Here is a 24,481-nt window from a genome sequence, read left to right on the forward strand (position 1 = left end):
TTTTAATTACATTTGCGTTATGAACCTGGATTTTTCTTTTATCATTCCTGTTTATAACCGTCCCCGGGAAATATTGGAATTATTGGAAAGCTTCAAGGTTCTGGAGTTCGAATCGCCCTATGAGATAGTGATAGTTGAAGATGGTTCAACCGAAACTTCCGAAGAGATCGTAGATCAATTCCGCTCGACGCTCAACATTTCTTACTATATTAAAGATAACTCCGGCCCCGGTGATTCGAGAAATTACGGCATGGCAAGAGCTAAGGGCAATTATTTTATAATTCTGGATTCGGATGTGATCCTGCCACCTCATTATCTCAACACTGTTTCAGCCTTTTTAAGCAACACCTATTGCGATTGTTTTGGGGGCGCAGATGCCGCTCATCCCAGCTTTACGAAACTCCAAAAAGCTATCAACTATGTAATGACCTCCTTCCTTACAACCGGAGGGATACGCGGTAATAAAACTCAAATTGGTGATTTTGAACCTCGAAGTTTCAATATGGGTATCTCCAGGGAGGCCTTCGAACAAACAAGTGGTTTCGGAAAGATCCATCCGGGTGAGGACCCGGACCTGTCTCATAGAATAAGAAAGGCAGGATTTAAAACCAGGTTTGTTCCGGGTGCCTATGTGTATCACAAGCGTAGGATCTCATGGCGTAAGTTTTACATGCAGGTTACAAAATTTGGCTTGGTACGACCCATACTTTCCAAATGGCATCCTGAAAGTGCAAAGATCACTTTTTGGTTTCCATCGGTGTTTACCTTAGGATTTTTTATTTCTCTTCTTCTTGCATTTTTACTGAATTGGTTTTATGCCATCCCGGTAATATTTTATATCATGCTTATTTTGATCGATGCTTCAATTAAGAATAGAAGTGTCGAAATCGGATTTATGGCGGTGATCGCCTTATTTGTTCAATTCTTCGGCTATGGTCTGGCCTTTTTAAAATCCACTTTTTACATTCGCATCCTTAATAAACAAGCCCGGAAACAGTTTCCTCAATTATTTTTTGAGTAACTTTAATTCGGTAATAAAAAATTCTTCTAAAAGACCTTGGGCCCTAAAAAATACAAGACGAAAAAGATACGGACCTTCCTGCTTTTCCTGGCACTGGCCTGTATTATTTGGGTCCTGACGAAGTTCTCCAAATCGTATACGGCAACCATTTCTGGAAACATAAACTACATTAATCTCCCGGAAAACACTGTGCTAGGCGATGGAAATCCAGACAAATTCTCCTTCGAGGTTACGGCAAATGGATTCAAGTTTCTTCAGTATCAGTTAAATACTCCGGAAATCGATATCCCGGTCGCTAATTATTTGCCAAACAATAATAATCGCATTATCATAGAGCGTAACGAATTGAACCGCTTGATCGCCTCCGAACTGGAAAATGAAGTAAGTGTGAAAAACCTATCGTTAAACCAGATAATCATCAACCTCGACACTGTAGCCTCCAGGATGATCCCCATAAGGGCTAATATTAAGATACGGTATAAAGAAGGGTTTAGGGCGGTGGATACGGCATTGCTTAATCCAAATGTGGTAAAGGTATCGGCCCCGGCCAATGAGCTGAATAAGATCGACACTATTCGAACCAAAGAAATATCTCTAACTGATGTAGATAAAAAGGTTGATCTAGATCTTCAATTGGAGTTGCCTGCTAGCAATAGCTGGAAAGTAGAGCCATCGACAGTTAAATTTAGTCAGGAGGTCAAAGAATTCACCCAGAAAAAATTAAATGTTCCTATTGAGATCGTAAATCTGCCACCGGGTATAAAAGTGAAGATCATTCCAAATTCACTAACTATTTCATTCGATGTACCTATGGAAAACTTCAACAATATAACGGCAACCGATTTTAAAGTTGTTTGTGATTATGCCAAGAAAGACAGCGCAGACAATTTTATGGTGGCTGAGATCATTAGGCAACCCGAGGGTATTCTCAACGTTGAGGTAAGTGAGAAGAAGATCGATTTCTTAATCTTTAAATAATCACTATTGAAAATAATTGGCTTAACAGGTGGCATTGGAAGTGGTAAGACTACGGTAGCGAAGATGTTCGAGGAGTTAGGCATTTCGGTCTATATCGCAGACATTGAGGCCAAAAAATTGAGTAATCGCTCAAAAGTGATAAGGCGTAAACTTACCAAATTGTTAGGACCGCATACGTACAAAGAATCTCAGCTTAATAGAGAATTTGTCGCACAAAAGATCTTTAATGATCCAGATCTTCTAAAAAAAGTGAACGCGATTATACATCCAAAGGTAGCTTCCCACTTTAAAAGATGGGCGAAGAAACAACAAGGCCCCTATGTGATAAAAGAGGCTGCCATACTATTTGAGAATGGAGGATATAAGCAATGTGATAAGACCATTCTGGTTGTTGCACCTAAAGCCGTTCGTATAGAACGAATACTGGCGCGAGATAACAGCAATAAAGAAGAAATAGAAGCTAGAATGAAGAATCAATGGAGTGATTCAGAAAAGAAGAAACTGGCCGATATCATAATTGAAAATACTCACCTGGAAACTACCCGAAAACGAGTGCTGGAAGTACATAAAAACCTTAGTCAACCCCAGTAAAATCCTGCTGTTCTTTTTGTTAACATTTGGTTAAATGGAAGCAGGCCTAAATGTTAAAATCTTACTTTTGGCTTATGAACAAAAGGCTGTTTATTTTATTAATAGCACTCATGTCCCTTTCGCTATTGGGAATAATTTTTGTTCAGGGTTACTGGATAAGCAATTCATACCGGGATAAAGAAGATCAGATAAATTTTAATTTTCACCAGGTATTAAACGAAGTTGCCAAGGAAGTACAAACACGAGAGATCGAGGATTATTATCGTATATATAGCGGCCTGGCGGATAGTGTAAAAACCCCTGAAAGTATCAATTTTAGTGAATTGGTTTACACAACCCGAAGTGATAAGAGTAATGAGTTCTACATCTTTAGCGATGGTATTTTAGAAGAGGATTACAAACTGTCCTCCAGCTTTCTGGATACAGAGATCGATAGTATCCTTTTTAAGAGGATCATCAATAAAAAAAGCAAGACAAAGGTTATAAACGGATTAGATGGCTCGGGACCTGTGAAAGAAACCATAGAATCTTTCAGCCAGTTAAAGGACTATCAACGTAGTAGTTTTGAAAACGCCTTTAAAAACATATCCTCCAGAACACCTATTCACAAAAGGGTAAGTGTTGAGGAAATAGAAGAATTACTTCAAAAATCGATGCAGGAACGTGGCTTAAAATCGAATGTTGAATTTGCTGTGTATAGTAACGGCCTTTCCACGCGCGTTCATTCCAGAAATTTCGAATTCGACGCTTCTAAGATACTCAGCACCCCGATATTTGTGAATGAAGAAATGAAAATAGGATACGACCTGTTAGTGATCTTTTCAGAAAAGAAAAAAACCGTACTAAAATCCATCATGGGAATGGCGGTACTTTCGCTCATATTCACCAGTGTAATAGTATTAGCCTATGCCAGTGCCATCTCACAGATCTTCAAGCAGCGACAAATTTCCCAGATCAAATCGGATTTTATAAATAATATGACGCACGAGTTCAAGACTCCTATTGCTACTATCAACCTGGCATTGGATGCCTTGAAGAATCCAAAAGCTAAGGCCGATGAAGCTTTCGTTGAGAGATACCTGAAAATGATAAGGGATGAGAACCGGCGAATGCACGCACAGGTAGAAAACGTACTACGTATCTCGAAACTGGAGAAAAACCAACTGGATCTGCCAAAATCCCGGGTAAAACTTCACGACCTCATTGAAACCGCGATCTCTCATGTTAGTCTAATAGTTGAGGATAGAAATGGATACATTAAAACCCATTTCGGTGCGTTAAAATCATCAGTGCTGGCGAGTGAATCACACTTAACGAATGTGATCGTGAATATTTTGGATAACGCTATAAAATATTCGGAAGACGAACCCAAGATCGATATCTATACTGAAAATGTAAAGAATAGCATAGTTATGAAGGTTCGCGACCAGGGAATTGGAATGACAAAATCTGTTCAGAAGAAAATATTTGAAAAATTTTACCGCGAATCTACAGGAGATATCCACAATGTAAAAGGCCATGGGTTGGGATTGGCGTATGCCAAACGTATTCTGGATGACCATGAAGCCGAGATCTATGTAGAAAGTGAAAAAGGAAAAGGAAGCACATTTATCATTAAATTACACTTAATATCATAAAATATGGAAACTGAAAACAAAAAAATCTTGCTTGTAGAAGACGATCCAAATTTTGGAACCGTCCTCAAGGATTATCTGGCAATGAACGATTACGATGTAACACATGCCAAGAACGGAATGGAAGGGTTTGAAAAATTTAAAAAAGATGACTTCGACCTGTGTATACTGGATGTGATGATGCCCTATAAGGACGGATTCACACTAGCGAAAGAAATTCGTGAGAAAAATGAAGATGTCCCAATCATTTTCCTTACTGCCAAGGCAATGAAGGAGGATGTCCTTAAAGGATATAAAGTAGGGGCCGACGATTATCTCAATAAGCCGTTCGATAGTGAGGTGTTGCTCATGAAGATAAAGGCGATCATACAGAGGAAAGCCACAGACTCTATCGCAGACAGTAAACAATTTGAGTTTGAAATTGGTAATTTCCACCTGAACTCGAAACTCCGTTTTCTTACATATAATAAGGAGGAACCCATAAAATTATCGCCAAAAGAGAACGAATTACTTCGTCTTCTCGCCCTGCATAAGAACGATCTAATGCCAAGGGAACTCGCATTAACTAAGATATGGAGGGATGATAACTACTTCACATCCCGAAGTATGGATGTTTATATCGCGAAATTGCGAAAATATCTTGGTAAGGATGACGGTGTGGAGATCATTAATATTCACGGAGAAGGCTTCAGACTTGTGGTAAAGGATGAAGTGGACCAATAATTATGATATATAAGTGTAAAAAAGGCCTCTCAGAGGCCTTTTTTTTCTTTTAAAAAGGAGATGATCTCTTCGAATTCGGCATCATGATCAAACCAGTGAATCTCTGTATTTTTTCTGAACCAGGTACCTTGTCTTTTCGCAAACCTTCGCGTATTCTTCTTTATCTCGGCGATGGCTTCATCCTTTGTGAGTTTACCGTCTATCCAATCGAACAATTCTTTATATCCCACCGTCTGCAAAGCATTTACTTTTCTATGCGGATATAAAAGCTTAGCCTCTTCGATCAAACCAGCCTCAACCATCTTATCTACTCGCTGGTTAATTCTGTCGTATACCAGGGATCTTTCGGCTGTCAGGCCGATAAAAATAGTATCGAATTTTCGTTCGGCCGAATTATTGGCCAGATACGAGGAATATGGTTTTCCGCTGGCCCTGAAAATTTCCAATGCTCGTATAAGTCGTTGTTTGTTCTGAAGGTCAATTCGATTAAAGGAGACCGGGTCTACATTCTGAAGTTCTTGTTGAAGGGCTTCTATCCCCTCTGTTTCAAGCTCTTGTTTTAATTGCTTTCTTATTTCCGGGGAAACCTCGGGGAAGTTATCTAATCCATTTACCACGGCATCTACATACAGTCCTGACCCTCCAACTAGTATTACTGCTTTTTTTGTAGTGAATATCTGTGTTAGTTTCTGAAGGGCATCCCGTTCAAACTCGCCTACGCTATAATCCTCGAAAATGCTTCTGGATTGTATGAAATGATGTTTGGCGGCCGAAAGCTCCGCTTCCGAAGGTACCGCAGTACCAATGCTCATCTCCTTATAAAATTGTCTGGAGTCTGCAGATATTATTTCCGCATCAAACGCCTTGGCCAGCTCGATGGCTAAGGTTGTTTTTCCAATGGCAGTAGGTCCTACAACACAAATTAAGGTTTTCCGGGAAGGCATAGGTTTTAAAATTCTTCGGGATGTAATTCTTCCCCACAGCGATGACAATATTTAGCGTCATCCCGATGCTGGGCTGCATTACAATTAGGGCAGGCACAAGAATTAACGTGTACGTAATTATCTTTTTTAGCATATTCTGCACTAACAATTCCGGTAGGAACCGCTATTATGCCGTATCCCATGATCATAATAATTGCGGCTAGAAATTGCCCAAGGGGAGTAATAGGATGAATATCTCCAAAACCAACTGTAGTAAGGGTAACTATACACCAATAAATACTAACCGGTATACTTTTAAAACCACTCTCCTCTCCCTCTATGAGATACATGAGTGTACCTGCGATGATGCATACAATAAGTACGGCGAATAAGAAGATGAAGATCTTGGCGCGACTGTGCAGCAACGCACGTTTAAGCTTATTAGACTCACCTATGTAACGGGTTATTTTAAGTATTCTGAAAATTCTAAGTAATCTCAGCGCTCTAACAGTGAGCAGGTAGTTGCTGCCAGCCAATAGAAAAGTGAGGTAGAGCGGGATGGTTGATAGAAAGTCGATGATCCCGTAAAAGCTAAAGATATAGCGAGCCGGTTTCTTTACGGTGATAATACGCGCAATGTATTCGAAAGAAAAGAATATAGTGATCACCCATTCTCCCACGTATAGCCAGTCGTAGACATATTTTGGCAATCCTGCCACGCTTTCGATCATTACAAACAAGACGCTTAACAGGATAAGGATCAATAGTACAACATCAAAAAGCTTCCCTAACGGGGTATCCGCTTCGTATATAATATCGTGAAGTTTCCTTCTCCAGCTTGAATGTTGTTTAGAAGTCAAGGTATACGCTAATAGTTTTTTAAAAGTAAGCAACTTTATTTATATGGTCGCTTCCTCTGGTAATTTTACAATATTAATCACCTTATTCTTTCTGAGATAATTCTGAATAATATGTTGAGAATCTCGGTCGTTATTCACCGGATTGATGATAGTTCGAAGTATTTCGATGTTGTTGATCTGATAATTAAGATTGTAGAAACCATAGCCTCTGTACTGACCGTTTTCTATCAAAACTACCGAGCGCTCATCGACGTCCCTTCCACGATCGATTATGAGCATGTGCTTGTTATCATAGCTGTTCTTTTCGATAAAGGCCTGGACACGTTCATTGTATTGAGCCGCTGATTCCTCATGTATACAGGCACCGTTACATTCTTTGATAGAATAAAGAAAACAGGAGCTATCAGATTTGTATAAGCCCGTAAGTTTCTGGCACAGACCATTCTCCTCTGTAATTCGGTATAGTGAAGATTTCGCTTGCTGGTAATTACTATAGGTGAGGATCGCTTCTTTTTTATGATTTGCCTTTTCTATGCTTAAATTTATATACCCATTCTTGTCTGTAAAGGAAGTGAGTTGATAACTAAAAAAGGTACGGCGAAGCGCCCTGTTATAAATGGGTTTATTTTGCTTGATCTCCCGGCTTTCCTTTAATTGGGCAATAAGATCGTTCCCGGTTTTTTCGTAGGTTACAGCGGCGACCTCGAGTTGTATTCTTTTTGATTTTTTCGAGTCGTTGGTAAAATGCTGTACCAATCGCTTTTTTATATTCTTACTCTTGCCAATATAAATTATTGTTCCATCCTCCCGGTGCATATAATAAACACCTGTTTCGTTTGGGGCGTTCTCGATCATCTCGAGTAGTTTGGGTTCCAACTGTCGTTTTGGGTCCTTCCGCACACATTTCTGAATGATCTCTTTTGAAGCGTCCTTAGCCAGTAACATTTTGAAGAGCGCGACAGTTGCTTTTGCGTCGCCCTGAGCCCTATGTCGGTCGCTTAGTGGAATTCCCAAGGAACGAACCAATTTTCCCAGGCTATAGGAGGGAAGTCCCGGGATAAGTTTTTTAGCCAGTTCTACAGTGCACAGCGTATCTTTTTCAAAATTATAGCCAAGCCGGTCGAATTCGGTGGTAAGGATTCGGTTATCAAATTGTGCATTATGTGCTACCAGGACGGCATCCTCTGTGATCTCAATTATTCGTTTAGCGACCTCGTAGAATTTAGGTGCATTCCGAAGCATTTCAGCATTAATACCCGTTAAGTTAACTACAAAAGGCTGTATCCTTCTTTCCGGGTTGATCAGGCTTGAAAACTGATCTACGATCTTTTCTCCATCAAATTTGTAAATAGCGATTTCTGTGATTCCTTCTTCATTGTACTTACCTCCAGTGGTTTCTATATCTAAAATCGCATACATCAAACTAAGCTACTCATATTTTTTGAGGGTTAACTGTAATTTCTTTCTCCAAATATAGCACTTCCTACGCGGATCATATTACTTCCTTCCTCCAATGCTATCTTATAATCCCCGCTCATCCCCATTGAAAGTGTAGTAAATTGATGTGTTTGAGAGAGGGCATCATACAATTTTTTCAATTTGCCAAATTCGGATCTAAGTTGGGGTTCATCATTGGTAAAAGTTGCCATCCCCATAAGTCCAACGATCTTCACGTTCGCCATTCCTTTTATTTCATCACTGTTTAAGAGCAACCTAACATCGGCTTCATCCATCCCAAATTTGCTATCCTCTTCTGCAATTTTAACCTGTAACAGGCATGATATACACCGCTGGTTCTTAGCGGCCTGCTTGTCTATTTCTTTTAGAAGTTTCAAACTATCCACGGCGTGGATCAAACTTACAAAGGGCGCCATATATTTAACTTTATTCCGTTGAACATGACCTATCATATGCCATTCCACATCTTTCGGCATTTGCTCCCATTTTTCCACCATTTCCTGAATCTTATTCTCTCCAAAGATCCTTTGGCCGGCGTTGTAGGCTTCCATAAGATCGGAAATGGGTTTGGTCTTGGAAACCGCTACCAAGGTAGTGCCTTTCGGTAGCCCGGATTTAAATTCTTTTATGTTTTCAGAAATACTCAAATTAAAACTCATAAATAGTTACACCACTCCTTAATTTAGGCTCTATATAAGTGCTTTTAGGAGGCATGGTAAGGCCCTCATCGGCAATTTGCTTTAATTCGGAGGTGCTTACAGGCAACAAACCAAAACCAACTTTATAAACTCCAGAATCCACCACACTCTTTACATAAGCAAGATCCATTCTGCCGTGGGAGTAATTGAGACGCTTATCCTTCCTGGCCTCTTTTATCCCAAGGATCGGTTTCAATATAGTGCTATCCAGAATCTTAGTGTCCAGGGCATCCAGGGCATTTTTAATCTCGTAATTATCCTTCCGAAGATAAAGAGAGTAGAATGAGCCATCCAAATACATACTAAAATGATGCTTTTTGGACGGCTTATAATACTCGGCACCGCGATCTTCAATACGGTACATGGCGTCAAGTTTTATAAGAAACTCTTCTTTACTAAGGCCGTTCAGGTCTTTTACAAGCCTGTTGAACTCATATATTTTCAGGTCACTTTCAGGGATTAGATAACTCATAAAAAAGTTATACGGTTCTTCTCCCGTATGCTCTTTATTCTCATTTTTATAATCTTCGGCAAGTAGGTAAGAGGAGGAAGAACGGTGGTGGCCATCGGCAATATATACAGCCGGCATACGCTTAAAGATCTCCCGGATCTCGTCTACAGTCTGTTTATCTTTCACATACCATAGATAATGCGTATCGCGGTAGGTAGTTGTAAATTCGTATTCTGCTCTCGATTGTACCACACGGCTTACAATACGTTCCAGATTAGGATCATCGGGGTGAGTGAGTAAAACAGATTCGGCATTAAATCCAACAGTTTTAAGATAATCCCGAAACATGGTTTCCCGAAACTCGATCGTTTCCTCATGTTTTTTTATCCTATCCATGCGGTAGTCCTCAACACTGGCCGCTGCTATTATCCCATGGAAAACCAGTTGGTCCCGGTTAACGATCTTATAGATGTAGTATCCGGGTTCCTCATCCTTTACAAAAATTTCATCCTCTTTAAATTCCTGATATCGGTTTCGTACCAGTTTATAGCGCTCCTTCCCGGAGATCACCTTATGGTATTTATAACCGGGATTTACAATGTGTAGAAAGGAAAACGGGTTATCCCTCAAGCGTGAATCCCTTTCCTCTTTGGTGTAGCTGTCGTAAGGACGTGAGGCAATTAGGCTTACCTTATCCCTTGTGGGACGCACTGCTCTAAAAGGAAGGATTTTTGGCATGTAGGATGCGTTGTAAATTTGATGTTAAACTTAATAATGAGCAAGCCAAAAACTATAAAGAACTATCGAAACATTTTGGCTATAGTTTCGGCCTTTCTACTCTCGGTATAGTCGTAAAATCCTTCTCCACTCTTGACTCCCAATTTTCCTGCCATTACCATATTTACCAGTAATGGGCAGGGGGCGTATTTGGGATTCTTGAACCCGTCATACATCACCTTCAGTATAGAAAGACAAACATCAAGGCCAATGAAATCTGCTAATTGCAGAGGCCCCATAGGATGTGCCATACCAAGTTTCATTACCGTATCGATTTCATTTACTCCTGCGACACCGTTATAAAGAGTTTCAATGGCTTCGTTGATCATAGGCATTAGGATACGGTTGGCTACAAAACCGGGGTAGTCGTTCACCTCTACAGGAACTTTATTTAATTTTTTTGAAATTTCCTCAACGGTGGAGTAGGTTTCGTTACTTGTGTTATACCCTTTTATGATCTCCACTAACTTCATTATAGGAACCGGGTTCATAAAATGCATTCCTATTACCATTTCCGGCCTTGAGGTGGCGGCAGCGATCTCGGTAATTGATATAGAGGAGGTATTACTCGCCAGGATTGTATCCTCCGGGCAGAATTTATCCAGGTCGCGGAAGATCTTCAGTTTTAGATCTAAGTTTTCAGTGGCTGCTTCAACCACCAGGCTCGCATACTCCACACCTTCCTCAAGACTGGTGTAGGTTGTTATATTATCTAGTGTTTTAGCCTTTTCCTCTTCAGTAATGCGTTCTTTGGCCAGCATCCTGTCCAGGTTCTTTTCGATAGTGGCTAGTCCGCGATCCAGGGCGGCTTGTGACACGTCGATCAACTGGACTTTATAATCGAATTGGGCAAAGGTATGGGCAATTCCGTTTCCCATGGTACCTGCACCAATAACTGCAACATTTTTCATATGTTCTTATAGTTTTTTAAAATTATCTATGATCTGCATAGCTACTCGCAAGGCGTTGGTTCCTTGTTCCAGACTAACAACGGGTGTAGTATCATTTTCGATCGCATCTGCGAAGGTTTCAAGTTCGTCGAGGATCGCGTTATTAGATTGGATATGCGGATTATCAAAATAGATCTGTTTTTTTATTCCTTCCGCATTCGTGAGGATCATGGCAAAATCGTCCGGTCTCCTTGGTGCATCTTTCATCTTCACTACTTCACATGCCTTGTCCAGGAAATCTACCGAAATATATGCGTCACGCTGGAAAAACCGCGCCTTTCTCATTTTTTTCATCGAGATCCTACTTGCGGTAAGATTAGCCACACATCCGTTCTCGAATTCGATGCGTGCATTGGCGATATCGGGTGTTTCAGAAATAACAGAGACCCCACTGGAATATACATTCTTAACTTCCGAATCAACCACACTTAAGATGGCATCAATATCATGGATCATCAGGTCTAACACCACAGACACATCTGTGCCTCTCGGATTGAATTCAGCAAGGCGATGGGATTCTACAAACATAGGGTTGTCTATCATATGCTTTACAGCTTTAAAAGCCGGATTGAATCGCTCTACATGACCTACCTGTCCTTTTACGCCATGTTTATTGGCCAAAGTAAGCAACTTATGTGCTTCTTCCACAGTTTGGGTGATGGGTTTTTCAATAAACAAATGCTTCCCTGCGGTAATCACCTTTTGAGCACAGTCGAAATGCGAAACCGTTGGAGTAACCACATCCACAACATCGCAAGCCTCGATTAGGGCCTCCATGGACGGGAAACTTTTATATCCAAATTCTTTCCGTATTGCAGCAGAGGCTTTTGTGTCTGCGTCGTAAAAACCTATCAATTCGTAACGGGATGATTGGTTAAGAAGTTTCAGGTGAATTTTTCCCAGGTGTCCGGCACCCAGTACGCCAGCTTTTAGCATGTGATGTGGTTTTGCACAAAGGTAATAGATTTTGAAGAAATTATGGAGGCGGAGATGGTGATTTAGACCCTTATATTTTTTTGAAATTTCAATGAGAATTTCAGGCATTCTTTTCATCTTTGTAAGGATGAAAGACGACTTCAAGCATAAGGGAATGCGTAAAAAACTGGTTGATACTTTGATCCGAAAAGGGATTAGGGATAAAGCGGTTTTAGAGGCTATTAATACGGTCCCCAGGCATTTGTTCATGGATTCGGGATTTGTAAGCCATGCTTATGTTGATAAAGCGTTTCCCATTGCCGCAGATCAAACAATTTCACAACCCTACACAGTTGCGAGACAAACCGAGTTGCTTGAGGTAAAGCGCGGGAATAAAATTCTGGAAATTGGTACAGGAAGCGGGTATCAAACAGCAGTGTTACTAGAAATGGGAGCCGTAGTTTATAGCATAGAACGACAGAACGAATTATTTAAAAAATCCAGATTATTTTTAAGCAAATTAGGCTACCGGCCCAAGAAACTTATATTCGGGGATGGCTATGTGGGATATAAGGAAGAGGCTCCCTACGATAGGATCATAGTGACGGCTGGCGCACCTTTTGTCCCGAAGGACTTATTGGCTCAATTGGGGGTAGGTGGCAAACTGGTGATTCCCGTTGGAACCGATGTGCAGGTGATGACTGTTTTTACACGGAAGGGACCAAAAGAATTTGAAAAGAAAGAATACGGCGAATATAGATTTGTTCCGCTTCTAGAAGATAAAAATTAGAGAGTTCAGTATAAACCGTCTTCTTTTAGTATGGCATAGCCGAAATTATCAGTCCAACCTTCCGCCAGCGGTAGTATTTTCCGCTTTCTTCCTTCACGTTGCATTCCTGCTTTTTCAAGAACTTTTACTGAAGCTATATTGTCTACCGCTACGCCGGCTTCAATTCGATGAAGATGAAGAGTGTTAAATCCGAAGGTCAGCGCTGCCTTCACCGTTTCGGTAGCGTATCCATTTCCCCAGAATTGCGGTACCAGGCTATAATGTATTTCGGCACGGTTGTATTTTGGGGCGGAGAGTTGCATGCCTAATTCGCCAATAAATCGCTTGGTATCCTTCAGATAGATGGCCCATCCAAAAAGGGTTCGTTTATTGAGAAACTTGTCGTAGATGACCTTCTGAAGTAGTGTCGCAGTAACCTCGGGGGAGTCTGGTATCCCTGTGGTGTTAAACCTGGCGACTTCAGACATACAATTCATTTTATAAATCTCCGAAATATGGTCTTCAGAAATTTGATGCATTCGGAGCCTGTTAGTTTCTAGATCCATATAAATTTTAAATAGGGGGGAAGTAAGTTCGATCTCGCTGGACCTCTCCAGTATTTTCCATGGTAAAATTAGGTTTGGCCCCTTAATTATCAGACCAGATTGCTAGCTCATTTCCCGCAGGGTCCTTAAAATGAAACCGACGTCCGCCAGGGAAAGAGAAAATATCCTTAACTATTCTTCCCCCTGCGCTTTTTACATCCTCTAATGCAGATTCGAGGGCGTCGTGATACAAGACAACTAAAGCACCATTTAAAATTGCCTGGTCATTTCGTTCGAACCCTCCGGAGAGACCACTATTTTCAAAAGAAATATAATCGGGGCCGTAGTCTGTAAAAGTCCAACCAAAACATTTATTGTAGAATTCTTTTATCACCTCCAGATCCGCGGCCTTAAATTCTATATAATTGATATGGTTGTTATTCATTTAGCTTTTTTAGAATTTAATTACCCGCTAACGGAGTTCCGAAGACACCCACAGCGAGCTCGGCCCAAATAAGGAGAAATAGAACTATAATCGCAATAGAGATCAACACGCGACTGCGGGGTTTCTTGATTTTCCGAAGAGTTAGGTCTAAAACGAAGCCCACTCCAAACAACAGTACAGCCGCAACCAGAAAATCCATCGGGCCCCATTTAATGTTCTCAGTAAACTGCATCCCGATAAGTGGAATTAACAGGATAAGCAAGACCACTAACGATATAACGATTACACTTCTTTTCTTCATCATAGTAAAGGTACCAAAAAGTTGGTTATCACGAATCCTGTAAATAGGTATATAAGTGAGAGAGTTAAAGCACCATCTATAATTCAGACTAAAAGACAGATGTACGTTTAATTAAATAATTTATGGGAACCATCGCAATTGGGCATTCGTTTAGAATGGCCACAAATACAATCGGTAAGGCCTTTTCCCATATAGATTCGTTTTTCACAATTTTCAATTCGCGACACCCTTGTTTTCGCTTGTTTAGGTTTCGAGAAATGAAGCAAATATCCTTTTTGTCTACCTGGTGTCAAGGCTGTAAATGCTAATTCGAATTCGGGATCGGTGTTAAATTTTTCCGTTAATTCGTCTGGTGTGTGATAATCTGCAAGAGATTTCATTTTTACCTTCAATCCTGCTTTTTCAATTTCGATCGCTTCAAAAACATATTGTTTGATCATCGGGATCAATGGTTTTATCTCTAGGATGGAGGTAAACCGAAGTTGCCTGGCAGCCTGAGTATTTTCGGTTTGTTGTTTAAGGATCTTCTGCGAATCTTCCAGAAGGGCACCCTTGTGAAACAGTATGGCACAGTAATCCTTAAACTCATGAAGTAGTAGAACGTTATTCCCATTATACGTATAGCAGGGATGCATCCACTTATAGGTCTCGGTTAAACCACATTCCAGCATCACTGAACGGAGCAGGGATAGTTCTTCCTTCCATTGTTCTAGATTATTGATATATGCATTAACTTCTTGTTTCAAGATTCAGAATTATTTTTCATTTTAGTAATAGGAATTCGTTTAGCCATGCAAGGATTCCTGGTAAATTTCGAATCATAAAAACCTAAAGTTTGATTTATTTATATGATCTAAGCCAGATCAGGTTATTCTTTCCAGTACACCTTTTCGTTTATAGATGTTTTTATAATCCCACTGAATTTCCCTGGATTTTTTCAGCCAGCGGCAGAGTTTTTCCAAATCTATCTGGTCTGTTGAGGTATAAAAAAAGGAAGCGTCTTTAAACTTTCCGGTACCCGGCAAAAGATCGGGTTCATTGAAACTCGCTCCGCTCCAGAACATAAGTCTGATCCCGGCCTTCTGTTTCGAATACCCTACCACAGGGTTACCTGCCAGGAACCATACCGGGTGCCCGTGCCAAATTTTATTTTCTGCTTCTGTAAGGATCTTGTCTATACTTGAGGCCAAGCATTCACAGATAGATTTCTCTTCGCCTTCCAGTGAATTATTAAAAGATATGGTTTCTGCGTTCATCCTAATTATTACTTTAAATATTGATTTTGTACTAGTACTACTATGACCAAAGCACTGACGTTGACCCTGTTCTATGCTGTGAAACGAAGCTGCCTTCAGGCTGAAATGTCTTTATTAAAATAATTAGTAAGATAATGATTTTGCTAGAACAGCTCAGTTTTTACCTTAGTAAAATAACTGTCGCTCACAGGGATAGAATGCCCCGAAAGCAATAGATTACGGCCCTTTAGCCCCGTAACTTTGTCTCTGTTTACAATATAAGAGCGATGTACTCTCATAAATAGCTTTGGAAGAGATGTTTCGAGATTTGCCAGAGATTGATTGGCAAGAATATTTTTACCATTCTCAAGAAAATAATTAACATATTCACTATCGCTTTCTATGTAAACGACATCGCTAAACTTAACCTTATGGAGGTCGTAGCCTGATTTTATAACAATAGTGTCCTCGTTGTTTGTGGGATGAGGAAATTTTTCGACTGCGCTTAAAAATCGTTGAAAGGTTATGGGTTTTAGCAGGTAGTCCAGGGCGTTTAATTCAAATCCCTGCAAGGCGTAATCTGAATAGGCTGTGGTAAAAATCACTCGCACCGCGGTATTTGAAATAATTTCGGCAAATTCTGTTCCTTTTAATTCGGGCATTTGTATGTCTAAGAAGATCAGGTCAACTTCATTTTGGTGAATAAAGTCCAAAGCTTCCATCGGATTTTCAAAAGAGCCTATACAATTGAGATAACTTACCCTATCCACGTATGTTTTGAGAAGCGTCCTGGCCAATTCTTCGTCATCTATTATTATGCATTGTATAGAGCTCATCCTTGCGTTAGTTTTAGAAGAACCTTGAAGGTATCCTGTTTTATTATCTTCAGTTCGTGCCGTTCTGGATATAAAAGTTCCAGTCGCTTACGTACATTAGGTAAGCCAATTCCTCCTACTGCATCTTTCTTATTCTTGTTTGAAGGTAGACTGTTTTCTAATGTGAATTCGATCGTTTCTCCTTTCTGAACCAATGATATACGTACAAAATTACCCTTTCCTTTTTCAATACTACTATGTTTTAATGCGTTTTCTACAAACGGAATAAAAAGCATGGGTGCTACTGTGGTGTTGTTATTGGCTATATCCTGATGGAACGTTATATCGAATTCCCTACTGCTCTTTAAATTAAAGAGACTTATATAATTACGAATATAATCGAGCTCTTTGTTCAACGGAACTTCAGCCTGTTCACAATCGTAAATTACATAGCGCAGCATTTTGGAAAGCGTATTGATACTCTCCTGGGTTTTATTAGAATCTGTTACTGAAAGAGAATAGATATTGTTGAGGGCATTAAATAGGAAATGCGGGTTTATCTGCATTTTCAATAATTTCAATTCACTCTCCATCAGTTCCGCTTTGGCGATAGTAGCCAGTTGTTCCTTATTTCGGGCATAGATAATGGTTTCGATCAAGATGGCAGCAACACTCGAGATGGACATGACAAGCAGGTGAATCAAGAAGCGGGAGGGTATCCTAACCGATCCTGGTCTCACTTCAGTCCCGGGCGGAGGTCCAAGTTTAGGGGACGGGCCAAATTGAGAAGAAATTAAAGCAGATAGCAGGATTCCGGAAATAGTTATAATGAAGAACTGCAGAAATTTTTTCTGAAAAAGAAACTGAGGAACGGCATAGGCGATAAGGCCAAAAATAAGTATCAACTGCATTCCGAATGCCAACGCGTGATCGCGGATGAATCTAAAATTTGTATCGACCAGTATCCAAAGCAAACACCAGATTCCAATCCAAAATATCACTTGAAGAATATATCTATTTATATATCTCATAGTACAAATAAAGTAAATTAATAATCAGCAAGGTGCTGTATTAGACTGCCTGAGCTCACAGAGGTTTAGGTTTCAAAGGCGATTTTAGGATGTCTACCGAAATTCTCCCGGCATTCGCTGAAAACCCGTCAAGGCAATACAACTTTTGTGTGATCATCGGGTCATACTACCGATCACTAAAACAAAAAAATGAAAACGAAGAATTTACAAAAGGGATTAATAGTAATGAGTTTTTGTCTGGGATTCGTAGCAGTTACCTATGCACAGCCAAAGGACGGAAAGTCTAAGAAACCTCCCACCTTTAGCGAACTGCTTAAAGAAATGGATGCTAGTGAGGATGGGAAGCTCTCGGAAACAGAGGTAAAGGGCCCATTGAAGGAAGCCTTTGCAGATCTAGATCTAAATGAAGACGGGTTCATCACAGAGGACGAATTTGATAAGGCACCCAAACCCAAAGGAAAAAGACGTGGAAACTAGTAAATAGTGTTTTTTAGTTAGTTTGTTTAGTAAAAGCTTCATAATTCGTTATGGAGCTTTTTTCTTTTAATCATTCACTATAATTCTCATTACGGGGTAGTTCATCTGGAGTTTTTGGCAAATGGCTTCACCACTCCTGAAGAATTGAAAGCGATAACTGCCAATCTACTATAAAATAATTTGAAAATATTTCTTGATGATCTAGATTTTCTCCTAAAACAATCCTGTTATATTTCCGTCTTTATCTATGGTAATATTTTCTGAAGCAGGAGTAGCCGGAAGTCCGGGCATACGCAGCATATTTCCTGCTATGGGGATCACAAAACCTGCACCGGCGGCGATCTCCAATTCCCTGATATGAATACTGAAATTCTCAGGCCTGCCCAGCAATTTATCGTTGTCGCTCAGGCTTTTTTGGGTTTTAGCCATACAGACAGGTAGTTTGGAATATCCAAGGTCTTCAAAACGTTTTAATTGGCGCCTGGCTTTGGCCGAGAGTTCCACGTCGCTAGCTCCGTATATATTGGTACAGATCTTCTCGATCTTGGTTAATAATGTATCTTCCAGATTGTAGGTAGGGCGGAAGGTGCTTTTACAGCCTGCGACAGCCTCCACAACTTTTTCTGCCAGTTCTGCGCAGCCTTTTCCGCCGTCTGCCCAACCATTGCTTATGGCAACAGGAATTCCCATTGAACTACAATGGTTGATCAACAATTCTTTTTCGGCTTCGGTATCACTTCCAAAGGCGTTCACTGCCACCACTACTGGGATCCCAAAACTTTTCAGGCTTTCAATATGCCGCTCCAAATTGGGAAGTCCGGCCTTCAGCGCAGCTGTATCTTCGTTCGTAAGTTCGTCAAGTGGCTTGCCTCCATGATATTTCAGGGCGCGAATTGTTGCCACCAGTACCACCGTTTTTGGAGAAAAACCGGCTTCACGACATTTGATGTTTAAAAATTTCTCGGCCCCCAGATCCGCACCAAATCCGGCTTCAGTAACCACATAATCACTTAGGCTAAGGCCCATTTTAGTAGCAAGGATAGAATTAGTTCCCTGTGCAATGTTGGCAAAAGGTCCTCCGTGAATGAGGGCAGGATTGCCCTCCAGGGTTTGTACCAGATTTGGTTTTATGGCTTCCCGAAGCAGAACGGCCATGGCACCCTGGGCGTTGAGGTCGCGAGCATAGACTGGCTGTCCGTCGAAGGTATCTCCTACATATATATTACCGCATTTCAGCTGCAGATCCTCGAAATCCTTACTCAGGCAGAGTATGGCCATGATCTCTGAAGCAGCCGTTATATTAAAGCCTGTCTCGTTTGGGACACCGCCCGCTTTACCGCCTAGAGCTGCTACGATATTCCGCAGGGCGCGGTCGTTCATATCCATACAACGCTTCCACAGCACGGTACGTGGGTCGATACCCAGACTTCTACCCTTACTCTGAATATTATTGTCGATAAGTGCCGCCAGCAGGTTGTTGGCTTTTTCAATGGCCGGAAAGTCTCCTGTAAAATGCAGGTTGATATCTACCATTGGGATCACCTGGCTATGTCCACCTCCTGCGGCTCCACCTTTTATTCCGAATACAGGACCAAGGCTGGGTTCCCGCAGAACTGTCATCGCTTTTTTACCTATATAGTTAAGACCATCTCCAAGACCAATAGATACAGTGGTTTTTCCTTCTCCGGCCGGGGTTGGGGTGATGGCAGTAACAAGAATGAGGTTATTAGAGTTTACCTTATCTTCGTTTATGAGTGAGAGGGGTAATTTTGCCTTGTTATTGCCGTAATATTCTAGATTTTCTTCTGAAATGTTGAGTTTTGCCGCTATGTCGCGGATATGTTGTTCTTGTACGCTTTGCGCTATTTGTAAGTCGGTCATTCGATAAATTTAATGAAGAAATGTGAAATTAAGGAATAAATTTAATTCTTCTGAAATCCTCTGGACCAGAGTGCATCCGTTATAGGAGCTAAATCTATTGGAAAAGGTTTAAAAATTTCAATCCGAAGATCACTGCGCCGTCACCCACCCCATTGTAGTAGGATCGTACGTAATCCAGCCTTAAGAAGCGAAACTTACCCCAGCCCAGATTATCGATACCCAGGGAATATTCGGAATAAGGTTTTTTCCCATCGATGCTTAGCATGTGTGCGCCGGCTACCAGGTTGAAATTTAATTTGTTTATCCCGGGGACCTTGCCCAGGATCCATCCCCTGAAATTGTGTTCAACGTGACCTTCAAAAAAACTTTGATTGGTACTTAGCTGGTAATAAGGCAGGAGGTTAAATACCTCACTATATGTGGATGAGGTTCCCACCCGCGTCTGATTTCCATTAAAATGCTGATAGTCTGCAAAGGAAATATTATCCGCGTTAAAGAAGGTGCCACCTTTTAAACGATAGATCAGTCTCCCTTTATTCCCCAACGAAACATTTTGCGCGACATACGCATTTAGCTGACTGTAATTATAGTCACTCTGGGAGGCTCCAAGACCGTTTTCAAATTCTAATCGCAAGCGAGGGAATTTGTTCCCTCCCATATTCACTTTTCCGTCCGGGTAACTGTAATATTTTTGTCCGAAAGTTACATATGCGTTTAACTTCGACTTGATGATATCATGGGGTAGGATGTCGACAGGGGTGATGCCGTTTTCACTTGGTCTGGGGTTATTTACCGTGAAATCTATCTCGTCGTTCGGGATGATCACATAATCTGTCGTGTTAACCAACGGTTTTCGTTTTTCATAACCTGTACTTGCCTGCAGATAAAGACCATTGAACAACTCCTGCCCCCAATTTGCTTTTACATAAGTTAGGTCGAAAACCTTCATGTAATTACGTTCGAAGAAGAGTGTCGCGACAGAATTGATCAACGGACTTATAGGCTCTGAACGGTTAAACTGAGTGGCTGCGTTTCCGGCGAAAAGCCCAATAAATGAATTATTATTGCGGTTATAATTATAGGTGATCCCTGCTGTTGGACGCAATCTCTGATCGGACACGCCATATTCGAAAGTGGAATGTATCCGTATATACCGGGACCGGGTTTCACCATAGGCCTGGAAAAATGTAAGGCCAATATTTCCATTCCATCCCTGCACTGTATTATAATTAACCCCGGGCAGAGGCCCCTTATAACTTATATCCCATTTCTCGAAACTATTCTCGTAGGTATACCCGAAAAGTACATCGAGCAGTTTGAAACGATTATTCTTCCTGTCCAGCGAGTCCAAATAGGGCTTAGATTTGCGCAATTGCTGGATACTGTCTTTTTTAATGTAATCGTTCAACTCTTCATCCGTTAGGGGAACAGGGCGAATCCCGCGCCAAAACAATGAATCCTTTTTATTGGCCTTTGGCTTAAAGGAGAGCACTTCGTTCGTAAACGATCGCTTTTCAAATTCAGGTTTAAAATTATAATTACTGTACACTGCGATAAACCTTCCGTCTCCATTAAATCCAAAGAAACCGAATCCGAAATCGATGGTTTGGGAGCGTTTTACCCAAAAATTGTTTTTAGGATCAAAACTGAAATTCTGTTTGAAAATTAGTTGTTTCACGAAAGGGATCTGAATAGCCTGTCCGTTGGTAGCCAGCTCAAGGCCATACAATTGCCAATCGTCTTCTACTATATAAATAACTCCTTCAAAAACCCTGTCGTTCGGGCGTTTAGGTGTAACAATTATCTTATTGATGAGTTTTTTTCCTTCATAGAAAACCCCGTCTAGTTTGTAGTTGTAATAACTTAACGCGTTGTTTGCGATGGGAGATACAATAGAGGCGTTAAGGGAGAGATTATTCTTATAAAAAGAGAACTCGGCATCTATAGCGGTGTTAAAGCTAAAACCGTTGTCGTTTCCACTTACTTTGCTGGCAATAATGGTTTCTTTGAAATCGTTCGGTTTTCTGTAAGCGATCTTTGATATTGTTTCTGAAAGATAAACGATGCCGGTACGGGTGGAATCCAGCTGCCCATCGAAATCTCCCACCTCCTGTCCCATAAACTTCTCCGGAATACTATCTACCCTCCATAGTCCCCGGGAATAGAAATCGGCTTCATATTCCGATATTCGATCCAGGTTGGCCTTTCGTTGAGCGATTGTGTTTCTAATGATCCTGTAGGCGGGGTCTTCAGAAGCATCGATCACCACTTCATCGAGACTGGTTGTCTCCTCTTTTAGAGTAACGTTGAGAATATGTGGGAGCGAACTAATGCTTATTTCTTCTGTTACCCTGGTGTACCCTAAAAATTGAAAGACAACGGTATATTTTCCGGTTTTATTTACGGCCAATTCATAGTTACCGTCGTCGTTGGAAGTGGTACCGGTATACGAATCTTCCAGGTAAATGTTCACATAGGGTAGTGGTTCGCCTTCAGAATTGGTCACCTTTCCAACGATCTGGGCAGAAACTTGTGTGGTAAGAAGTAAAAGAAGGAGTTTAAATAGTAGTTTCATTGATGGCTTTCTATTTAAAAGACGTAAACGATACTGTTATGGTTGTTCGACACCTGAATGAAAATAGAAATGTAAGCATAGGCCATTTTTATTTCAGCAAAATTTTACCTCTCCTAGCGATTAATTATTGAAAGATTTCTTGATCCGACTAAGGTCTCTCTTTGTATCGCGATCTTTTATAGATTCCCGCTTATCGTACTGTTTCTTTCCTTTACAGAGGGCGATCTCCATTTTTGCGAGCCCTTTTTCGTTGGTAAATAACAGTAGTGGAATGATGGTGAGCCCGGTATTTTTCACCTCTTTCTCAAGTTTCTTTAGTTCACTTCGGTTAAGGAGAAGTTTGCGTTCAGATTTCGGGTTGTGGTTAAAGTGGGTGGCATGCGAATACTCCTGGACCGTCATATTGATCACAAATAACTCACCATTGCTAAACTCACAAAAACTTTCGGCAATAGACGCCTTCCCTTCACGAATAGCCTTTATCTCCGTACCCCGCAACACAATGCCTGCTGTATAGGTATCGAGGATCTCGTATTCGAAGCGAGCCTTTCGGTTTTTTATCTGTACCTTTTTCTGAATTGCCATAGGCGGCAAAAATACTACAAAATTATTCTTCGGGTGGCGAAATCACGTTTAAACGAATGGGAGAATAGTCTTGTTTTAGTTCCCCATTCACCATAATAGAATCGAAGTAACATTTTACACCCACATCACTGTAAAGATCCGGGCCGTCCTGAATATGTAAGTGCAAATGCGGTTCGGATGAATTTCCCGAATTCCCACAATTCCCTAAAAATTGACCCCGTTTTATTTCCTGCCCCTTTTCAACCTTAATGGTTTCTTTCTCAAAATGGGCGTAGAAGATATACTCGTCATTTTTTGTTTTTAGAATTACTGCATTTCCCAGTGGTTGGGCCGGATTCATATCTCCGGGTTTATTATCGTCTATTCCGGTGATCACATCATAGACCACTGCGTCACAAACCGCATAAATTGGCTGTCCGAAAGCGTAATAATCCTCATTTCGGGTACCGCTGCGTTCGTAGGTTTTATTCTGCTTCCCCAGGATCAGGAAATCGAAAGCCCGCCTCTGGGCCGGAAAATTTACATGGTAATTCTGTGCTTTGGTATCTCCTCCCCAAACCGTAAACCATTTCCCCTTAAAAGGAAGACCTAATGCCGTGCTATTGCGTTCAAATTTAGGCGGCCTGCTATCTGTAAAAGGTTTGAACAACAACCCAGATAGTTTGCCATCGCGATTGAGAGTGATATGCATGGTTTGCTTCCCTTTTTCAAAATGGACGATGTAGGTTTCTGTAATTCCTTCTTTTTCTTTGTACTCGAAACTTTTCATTTCACCGTACCGTGTTTGGAATGACCTTACAATCTGGCCTGTTGTTTCCAGATTTACCGATTCCTGCATGAGGGGAGCGAACATATTAAAGATCTGCTCGGCATTGTGATCGTTATAAGAGGTTTGAAAATTTTCAATTGCGGTAACGTAGGCCTGTGTTTGAGCCGACAGCCCAAGAGAAGCTGTGCACAACAATGCGATAAGGTATTTCATAAAATAGAATTTCATTTATTCACGCTACGAATTTCAACCTGAGTACTGTCATTTCTCAAGGTTACAACGTACAAACTACTGTTATCCGTATCGTTCATGTCTTCGTATTTTTTCTCACCAATGATCTTATTTACAAAGGCAGGAGTAGTATTACTATGCCCTACGATCAAAACAGTTTTGTTGCGAGTGCTATTTTTAAAATCATCATTGTAAAGATTTGCAGGATTGTAGGGGAGCACGTTGAGCTTCTTCACTTCGGCTGTTGGTGTAGCTGTCATTACCGTTCGCACGTATTTTGTAGAGTAAACCGCATCCAGGGAAATGGTGTCGAAATAATCTGCCCAGCCATTGGCACGGTTTGTACCTTCGGCTGTTAATGCCGGATCCTGATTCTCGGGATCACTGCGATCTTTTTCCGCATGCCGGATAAGATAATAGCGGGTGGTTAGTACGGTTTCTTCAGAATTTTTTGCGTCTTCTTTTTCAGAATCTTTACAAGATCCAAGTAAGATGATGCCACAAAGTATAAAAGTGAGTGCTCTGATCATTGATTGTGTTTTTCAGAAATATACAAAAATAGAAAACCATTGATTTACAATTTACGTAAATATAGTATCGAATGTCAGACTTTGTTTAGTTAGGTTAGTTAGCAACTTTGCTATGAAGAAGAGAGCCCTCCCACGCTTTAGCGTTGGAGGGTTTTTATTTATAGGAATTGTATAGCGGTCACCACACTGTAACTGATCATGAAGGCAGAAATTAGGGCGATATAGATCGCCAAAATATAATTGCGTCTTGGCTTCAGATGTTCTCTTCCTGATTTTAAATTCTTGATTTCCATGTTGATTGGTTTATTGAACT

The 24,481-nt window shown here is 40.8% G+C and carries 27 protein-coding genes; 7 read left to right on the forward strand and 20 right to left on the reverse strand.

What is annotated here, in order from left to right:
• Positions 1-19: 19 nt before the first annotated feature.
• The 5 genes from C5O00_RS10440 to C5O00_RS10460 all read left to right on the forward strand — a co-directional run bounded on the left by C5O00_RS10440 (position 20) and on the right by C5O00_RS10460 (position 4,947).
• Entirely contained in the window at positions 20-1,021 is a 1,002-nt protein-coding gene (locus C5O00_RS10440; RefSeq protein WP_105216799.1) for a glycosyltransferase family 2 protein, read from the forward strand.
• Between the two features lie 36 nt (positions 1,022-1,057).
• A complete protein-coding gene (locus tag C5O00_RS10445; RefSeq protein WP_105216800.1) occupies positions 1,058-1,999 on the forward strand; it encodes a CdaR family protein in 942 nt (313 codons plus the stop codon).
• Between the two features lie 6 nt (positions 2,000-2,005).
• On the forward strand, positions 2,006-2,590 hold the full coding sequence (gene coaE, locus C5O00_RS10450) for a dephospho-CoA kinase (protein ID WP_105216801.1): 585 nt from the start codon (positions 2,006-2,008) through the stop codon (positions 2,588-2,590).
• 74 nt (positions 2,591-2,664) lie between these two features.
• Positions 2,665-4,227, forward strand: coding sequence for a sensor histidine kinase (locus C5O00_RS10455; protein ID WP_105217645.1), 1,563 nt, complete (start codon positions 2,665-2,667; stop codon positions 4,225-4,227).
• Positions 4,228-4,230: 3 nt separating this feature from the next.
• Positions 4,231-4,947 (forward strand): response regulator transcription factor, encoded by a 717-nt coding sequence (locus tag C5O00_RS10460; RefSeq protein WP_105216802.1) that lies wholly within the window; start codon positions 4,231-4,233, stop codon positions 4,945-4,947.
• Between the two features lie 29 nt (positions 4,948-4,976).
• Here C5O00_RS10460 and miaA read toward each other — a convergent pair whose 3' ends face one another.
• The 7 genes from miaA to C5O00_RS10495 form a co-directional block, all read right to left on the reverse strand.
• Positions 4,977-5,891, reverse strand: a complete 915-nt coding sequence (miaA, locus tag C5O00_RS10465) for a tRNA (adenosine(37)-N6)-dimethylallyltransferase MiaA (RefSeq protein ID WP_105216803.1) — start codon at positions 5,889-5,891, stop codon at positions 4,977-4,979.
• Positions 5,892-5,896: 5 nt separating this feature from the next.
• Entirely contained in the window at positions 5,897-6,730 is an 834-nt protein-coding gene (locus C5O00_RS10470; protein ID WP_105216804.1) for an ion transporter, read from the reverse strand.
• Positions 6,731-6,769: 39 nt separating this feature from the next.
• Positions 6,770-8,149, reverse strand: coding sequence for an exonuclease domain-containing protein (locus C5O00_RS10475; RefSeq protein WP_105216805.1), 1,380 nt, complete (start codon positions 8,147-8,149; stop codon positions 6,770-6,772).
• Between the two features lie 29 nt (positions 8,150-8,178).
• Positions 8,179-8,835 carry a YggS family pyridoxal phosphate-dependent enzyme gene (locus C5O00_RS10480; protein WP_105217646.1) on the reverse strand — a complete coding sequence of 219 codons (657 nt, stop codon included), beginning with the start codon at positions 8,833-8,835 and terminating at the stop codon, positions 8,179-8,181.
• 1 nt (position 8,836) lies between these two features.
• A complete protein-coding gene (locus C5O00_RS10485) occupies positions 8,837-10,075 on the reverse strand; it encodes a DUF1015 domain-containing protein (protein WP_105216806.1) in 1,239 nt (412 codons plus the stop codon).
• 62 nt (positions 10,076-10,137) lie between these two features.
• A complete protein-coding gene (locus C5O00_RS10490) occupies positions 10,138-11,025 on the reverse strand; it encodes a 3-hydroxybutyryl-CoA dehydrogenase (RefSeq protein ID WP_105216807.1) in 888 nt (295 codons plus the stop codon).
• Positions 11,026-11,031: 6 nt separating this feature from the next.
• Positions 11,032-12,000 (reverse strand): Gfo/Idh/MocA family protein, encoded by a 969-nt coding sequence (locus C5O00_RS10495; RefSeq protein WP_105216808.1) that lies wholly within the window; start codon positions 11,998-12,000, stop codon positions 11,032-11,034.
• Between the two features lie 127 nt (positions 12,001-12,127).
• On the opposite strand from C5O00_RS10495, the gene C5O00_RS10500 reads away from it, so the two are divergent.
• Positions 12,128-12,769: a protein-L-isoaspartate(D-aspartate) O-methyltransferase gene (locus C5O00_RS10500; RefSeq protein WP_105216809.1), complete on the forward strand. Its 642-nt coding sequence runs from the start codon at positions 12,128-12,130 to the stop codon at positions 12,767-12,769.
• Positions 12,770-12,774: 5 nt separating this feature from the next.
• On the opposite strand, the gene C5O00_RS10505 is transcribed toward C5O00_RS10500, so the two are convergent.
• From C5O00_RS10505 to C5O00_RS10535, 7 genes are all read right to left on the reverse strand, one after another.
• Entirely contained in the window at positions 12,775-13,314 is a 540-nt protein-coding gene (locus C5O00_RS10505; protein WP_105216810.1) for a GNAT family N-acetyltransferase, read from the reverse strand.
• Positions 13,315-13,396: 82 nt separating this feature from the next.
• Positions 13,397-13,738, reverse strand: a complete 342-nt coding sequence (locus tag C5O00_RS10510; RefSeq protein WP_105216811.1) for a VOC family protein — start codon at positions 13,736-13,738, stop codon at positions 13,397-13,399.
• 16 nt (positions 13,739-13,754) lie between these two features.
• Positions 13,755-14,042 carry a hypothetical protein gene (locus tag C5O00_RS10515; protein WP_212390048.1) on the reverse strand — a complete coding sequence of 96 codons (288 nt, stop codon included), beginning with the start codon at positions 14,040-14,042 and terminating at the stop codon, positions 13,755-13,757.
• A gap of 104 nt (positions 14,043-14,146) precedes the next feature.
• On the reverse strand, positions 14,147-14,785 hold the full coding sequence (locus C5O00_RS10520; protein ID WP_105216812.1) for a DUF1801 domain-containing protein: 639 nt from the start codon (positions 14,783-14,785) through the stop codon (positions 14,147-14,149).
• A gap of 117 nt (positions 14,786-14,902) precedes the next feature.
• Positions 14,903-15,295, reverse strand: a complete 393-nt coding sequence (locus C5O00_RS10525; RefSeq protein ID WP_105216813.1) for a DUF1801 domain-containing protein — start codon at positions 15,293-15,295, stop codon at positions 14,903-14,905.
• A gap of 143 nt (positions 15,296-15,438) precedes the next feature.
• Positions 15,439-16,110: a LytR/AlgR family response regulator transcription factor gene (locus C5O00_RS10530; RefSeq protein WP_105216814.1), complete on the reverse strand. Its 672-nt coding sequence runs from the start codon at positions 16,108-16,110 to the stop codon at positions 15,439-15,441.
• Positions 16,107-17,120, reverse strand: a complete 1,014-nt coding sequence (locus C5O00_RS10535; RefSeq protein WP_105216815.1) for a sensor histidine kinase — start codon at positions 17,118-17,120, stop codon at positions 16,107-16,109. Before C5O00_RS10535 ends, C5O00_RS10530 begins: the two co-directional genes overlap by 4 nt.
• 189 nt (positions 17,121-17,309) lie before the next feature.
• Between C5O00_RS10535 and C5O00_RS10540 the strand changes: the two genes are divergently transcribed.
• Entirely contained in the window at positions 17,310-17,597 is a 288-nt protein-coding gene (locus C5O00_RS10540) for an EF-hand domain-containing protein (RefSeq protein WP_105216816.1), read from the forward strand.
• A 213-nt stretch (positions 17,598-17,810) separates the two neighbouring features.
• Here the strand turns inward: C5O00_RS10540 and C5O00_RS10545 are convergent, their stop codons facing one another.
• From C5O00_RS10545 to C5O00_RS14665, 6 genes are all read right to left on the reverse strand, one after another.
• Positions 17,811-19,478, reverse strand: a complete 1,668-nt coding sequence (locus C5O00_RS10545; protein WP_105216817.1) for a formate--tetrahydrofolate ligase — start codon at positions 19,476-19,478, stop codon at positions 17,811-17,813.
• Positions 19,479-19,572: 94 nt separating this feature from the next.
• Positions 19,573-22,053: a DUF5686 and carboxypeptidase regulatory-like domain-containing protein gene (locus tag C5O00_RS10550; RefSeq protein WP_105216818.1), complete on the reverse strand. Its 2,481-nt coding sequence runs from the start codon at positions 22,051-22,053 to the stop codon at positions 19,573-19,575.
• 120 nt (positions 22,054-22,173) lie between these two features.
• Positions 22,174-22,638 (reverse strand): SsrA-binding protein SmpB, encoded by a 465-nt coding sequence (smpB, locus tag C5O00_RS10555; RefSeq protein WP_105216819.1) that lies wholly within the window; start codon positions 22,636-22,638, stop codon positions 22,174-22,176.
• 22 nt (positions 22,639-22,660) lie between these two features.
• Positions 22,661-23,620 carry a peptidoglycan DD-metalloendopeptidase family protein gene (locus C5O00_RS10560; RefSeq protein WP_158676826.1) on the reverse strand — a complete coding sequence of 320 codons (960 nt, stop codon included), beginning with the start codon at positions 23,618-23,620 and terminating at the stop codon, positions 22,661-22,663.
• 11 nt (positions 23,621-23,631) lie between these two features.
• Positions 23,632-24,168 (reverse strand): SixA phosphatase family protein, encoded by a 537-nt coding sequence (locus tag C5O00_RS10565; RefSeq protein ID WP_105216821.1) that lies wholly within the window; start codon positions 24,166-24,168, stop codon positions 23,632-23,634.
• Positions 24,169-24,326: 158 nt separating this feature from the next.
• Positions 24,327-24,461 carry a hypothetical protein gene (locus C5O00_RS14665; protein ID WP_262502226.1) on the reverse strand — a complete coding sequence of 45 codons (135 nt, stop codon included), beginning with the start codon at positions 24,459-24,461 and terminating at the stop codon, positions 24,327-24,329.
• Between the last annotated feature and the right edge of the window lie 20 nt (positions 24,462-24,481).

This window comes from Pukyongia salina (genome assembly GCF_002966125.1).
Lineage (GTDB): Bacteria > Bacteroidota > Bacteroidia > Flavobacteriales > Flavobacteriaceae > Pukyongia > Pukyongia salina.

Coding starts and splice junctions, on each gene's coding strand:
- C5O00_RS10440 (WP_105216799.1), top strand. CDS start 20: ATGAACCTGGATTTTTCTTTTATCATTCCTGTTTATAACCGTCCCCGG.
- C5O00_RS10455 (WP_105217645.1), top strand. CDS start 2,665: ATGAACAAAAGGCTGTTTATTTTATTAATAGCACTCATGTCCCTTTCG.
- C5O00_RS10460 (WP_105216802.1), top strand. CDS start 4,231: ATGGAAACTGAAAACAAAAAAATCTTGCTTGTAGAAGACGATCCAAAT.
- miaA (WP_105216803.1), bottom strand. CDS start 5,891: ATGCCTTCCCGGAAAACCTTAATTTGTGTTGTAGGACCTACTGCCATT.
- C5O00_RS10475 (WP_105216805.1), bottom strand. CDS start 8,149: ATGTATGCGATTTTAGATATAGAAACCACTGGAGGTAAGTACAATGAA.
- C5O00_RS10485 (WP_105216806.1), bottom strand. CDS start 10,075: ATGCCAAAAATCCTTCCTTTTAGAGCAGTGCGTCCCACAAGGGATAAG.
- C5O00_RS10490 (WP_105216807.1), bottom strand. CDS start 11,025: ATGAAAAATGTTGCAGTTATTGGTGCAGGTACCATGGGAAACGGAATT.
- C5O00_RS10495 (WP_105216808.1), bottom strand. CDS start 12,000: ATGCTAAAAGCTGGCGTACTGGGTGCCGGACACCTGGGAAAAATTCAC.
- C5O00_RS10500 (WP_105216809.1), top strand. CDS start 12,128: ATGAAAGACGACTTCAAGCATAAGGGAATGCGTAAAAAACTGGTTGAT.
- C5O00_RS10505 (WP_105216810.1), bottom strand. CDS start 13,314: ATGGATCTAGAAACTAACAGGCTCCGAATGCATCAAATTTCTGAAGAC.
- C5O00_RS10510 (WP_105216811.1), bottom strand. CDS start 13,738: ATGAATAACAACCATATCAATTATATAGAATTTAAGGCCGCGGATCTG.
- C5O00_RS10515 (WP_212390048.1), bottom strand. CDS start 14,042: ATGATGAAGAAAAGAAGTGTAATCGTTATATCGTTAGTGGTCTTGCTT.
- C5O00_RS10525 (WP_105216813.1), bottom strand. CDS start 15,295: ATGAACGCAGAAACCATATCTTTTAATAATTCACTGGAAGGCGAAGAG.
- C5O00_RS10530 (WP_105216814.1), bottom strand. CDS start 16,110: ATGAGCTCTATACAATGCATAATAATAGATGACGAAGAATTGGCCAGG.
- C5O00_RS10535 (WP_105216815.1), bottom strand. CDS start 17,120: ATGAGATATATAAATAGATATATTCTTCAAGTGATATTTTGGATTGGA.
- C5O00_RS10540 (WP_105216816.1), top strand. CDS start 17,310: ATGAAAACGAAGAATTTACAAAAGGGATTAATAGTAATGAGTTTTTGT.
- C5O00_RS10545 (WP_105216817.1), bottom strand. CDS start 19,478: ATGACCGACTTACAAATAGCGCAAAGCGTACAAGAACAACATATCCGC.
- C5O00_RS10550 (WP_105216818.1), bottom strand. CDS start 22,053: ATGAAACTACTATTTAAACTCCTTCTTTTACTTCTTACCACACAAGTT.
- smpB (WP_105216819.1), bottom strand. CDS start 22,638: ATGGCAATTCAGAAAAAGGTACAGATAAAAAACCGAAAGGCTCGCTTC.
- C5O00_RS10560 (WP_158676826.1), bottom strand. CDS start 23,620: ATGAAATACCTTATCGCATTGTTGTGCACAGCTTCTCTTGGGCTGTCG.
- C5O00_RS10565 (WP_105216821.1), bottom strand. CDS start 24,168: ATGATCAGAGCACTCACTTTTATACTTTGTGGCATCATCTTACTTGGA.
- C5O00_RS14665 (WP_262502226.1), bottom strand. CDS start 24,461: ATGGAAATCAAGAATTTAAAATCAGGAAGAGAACATCTGAAGCCAAGA.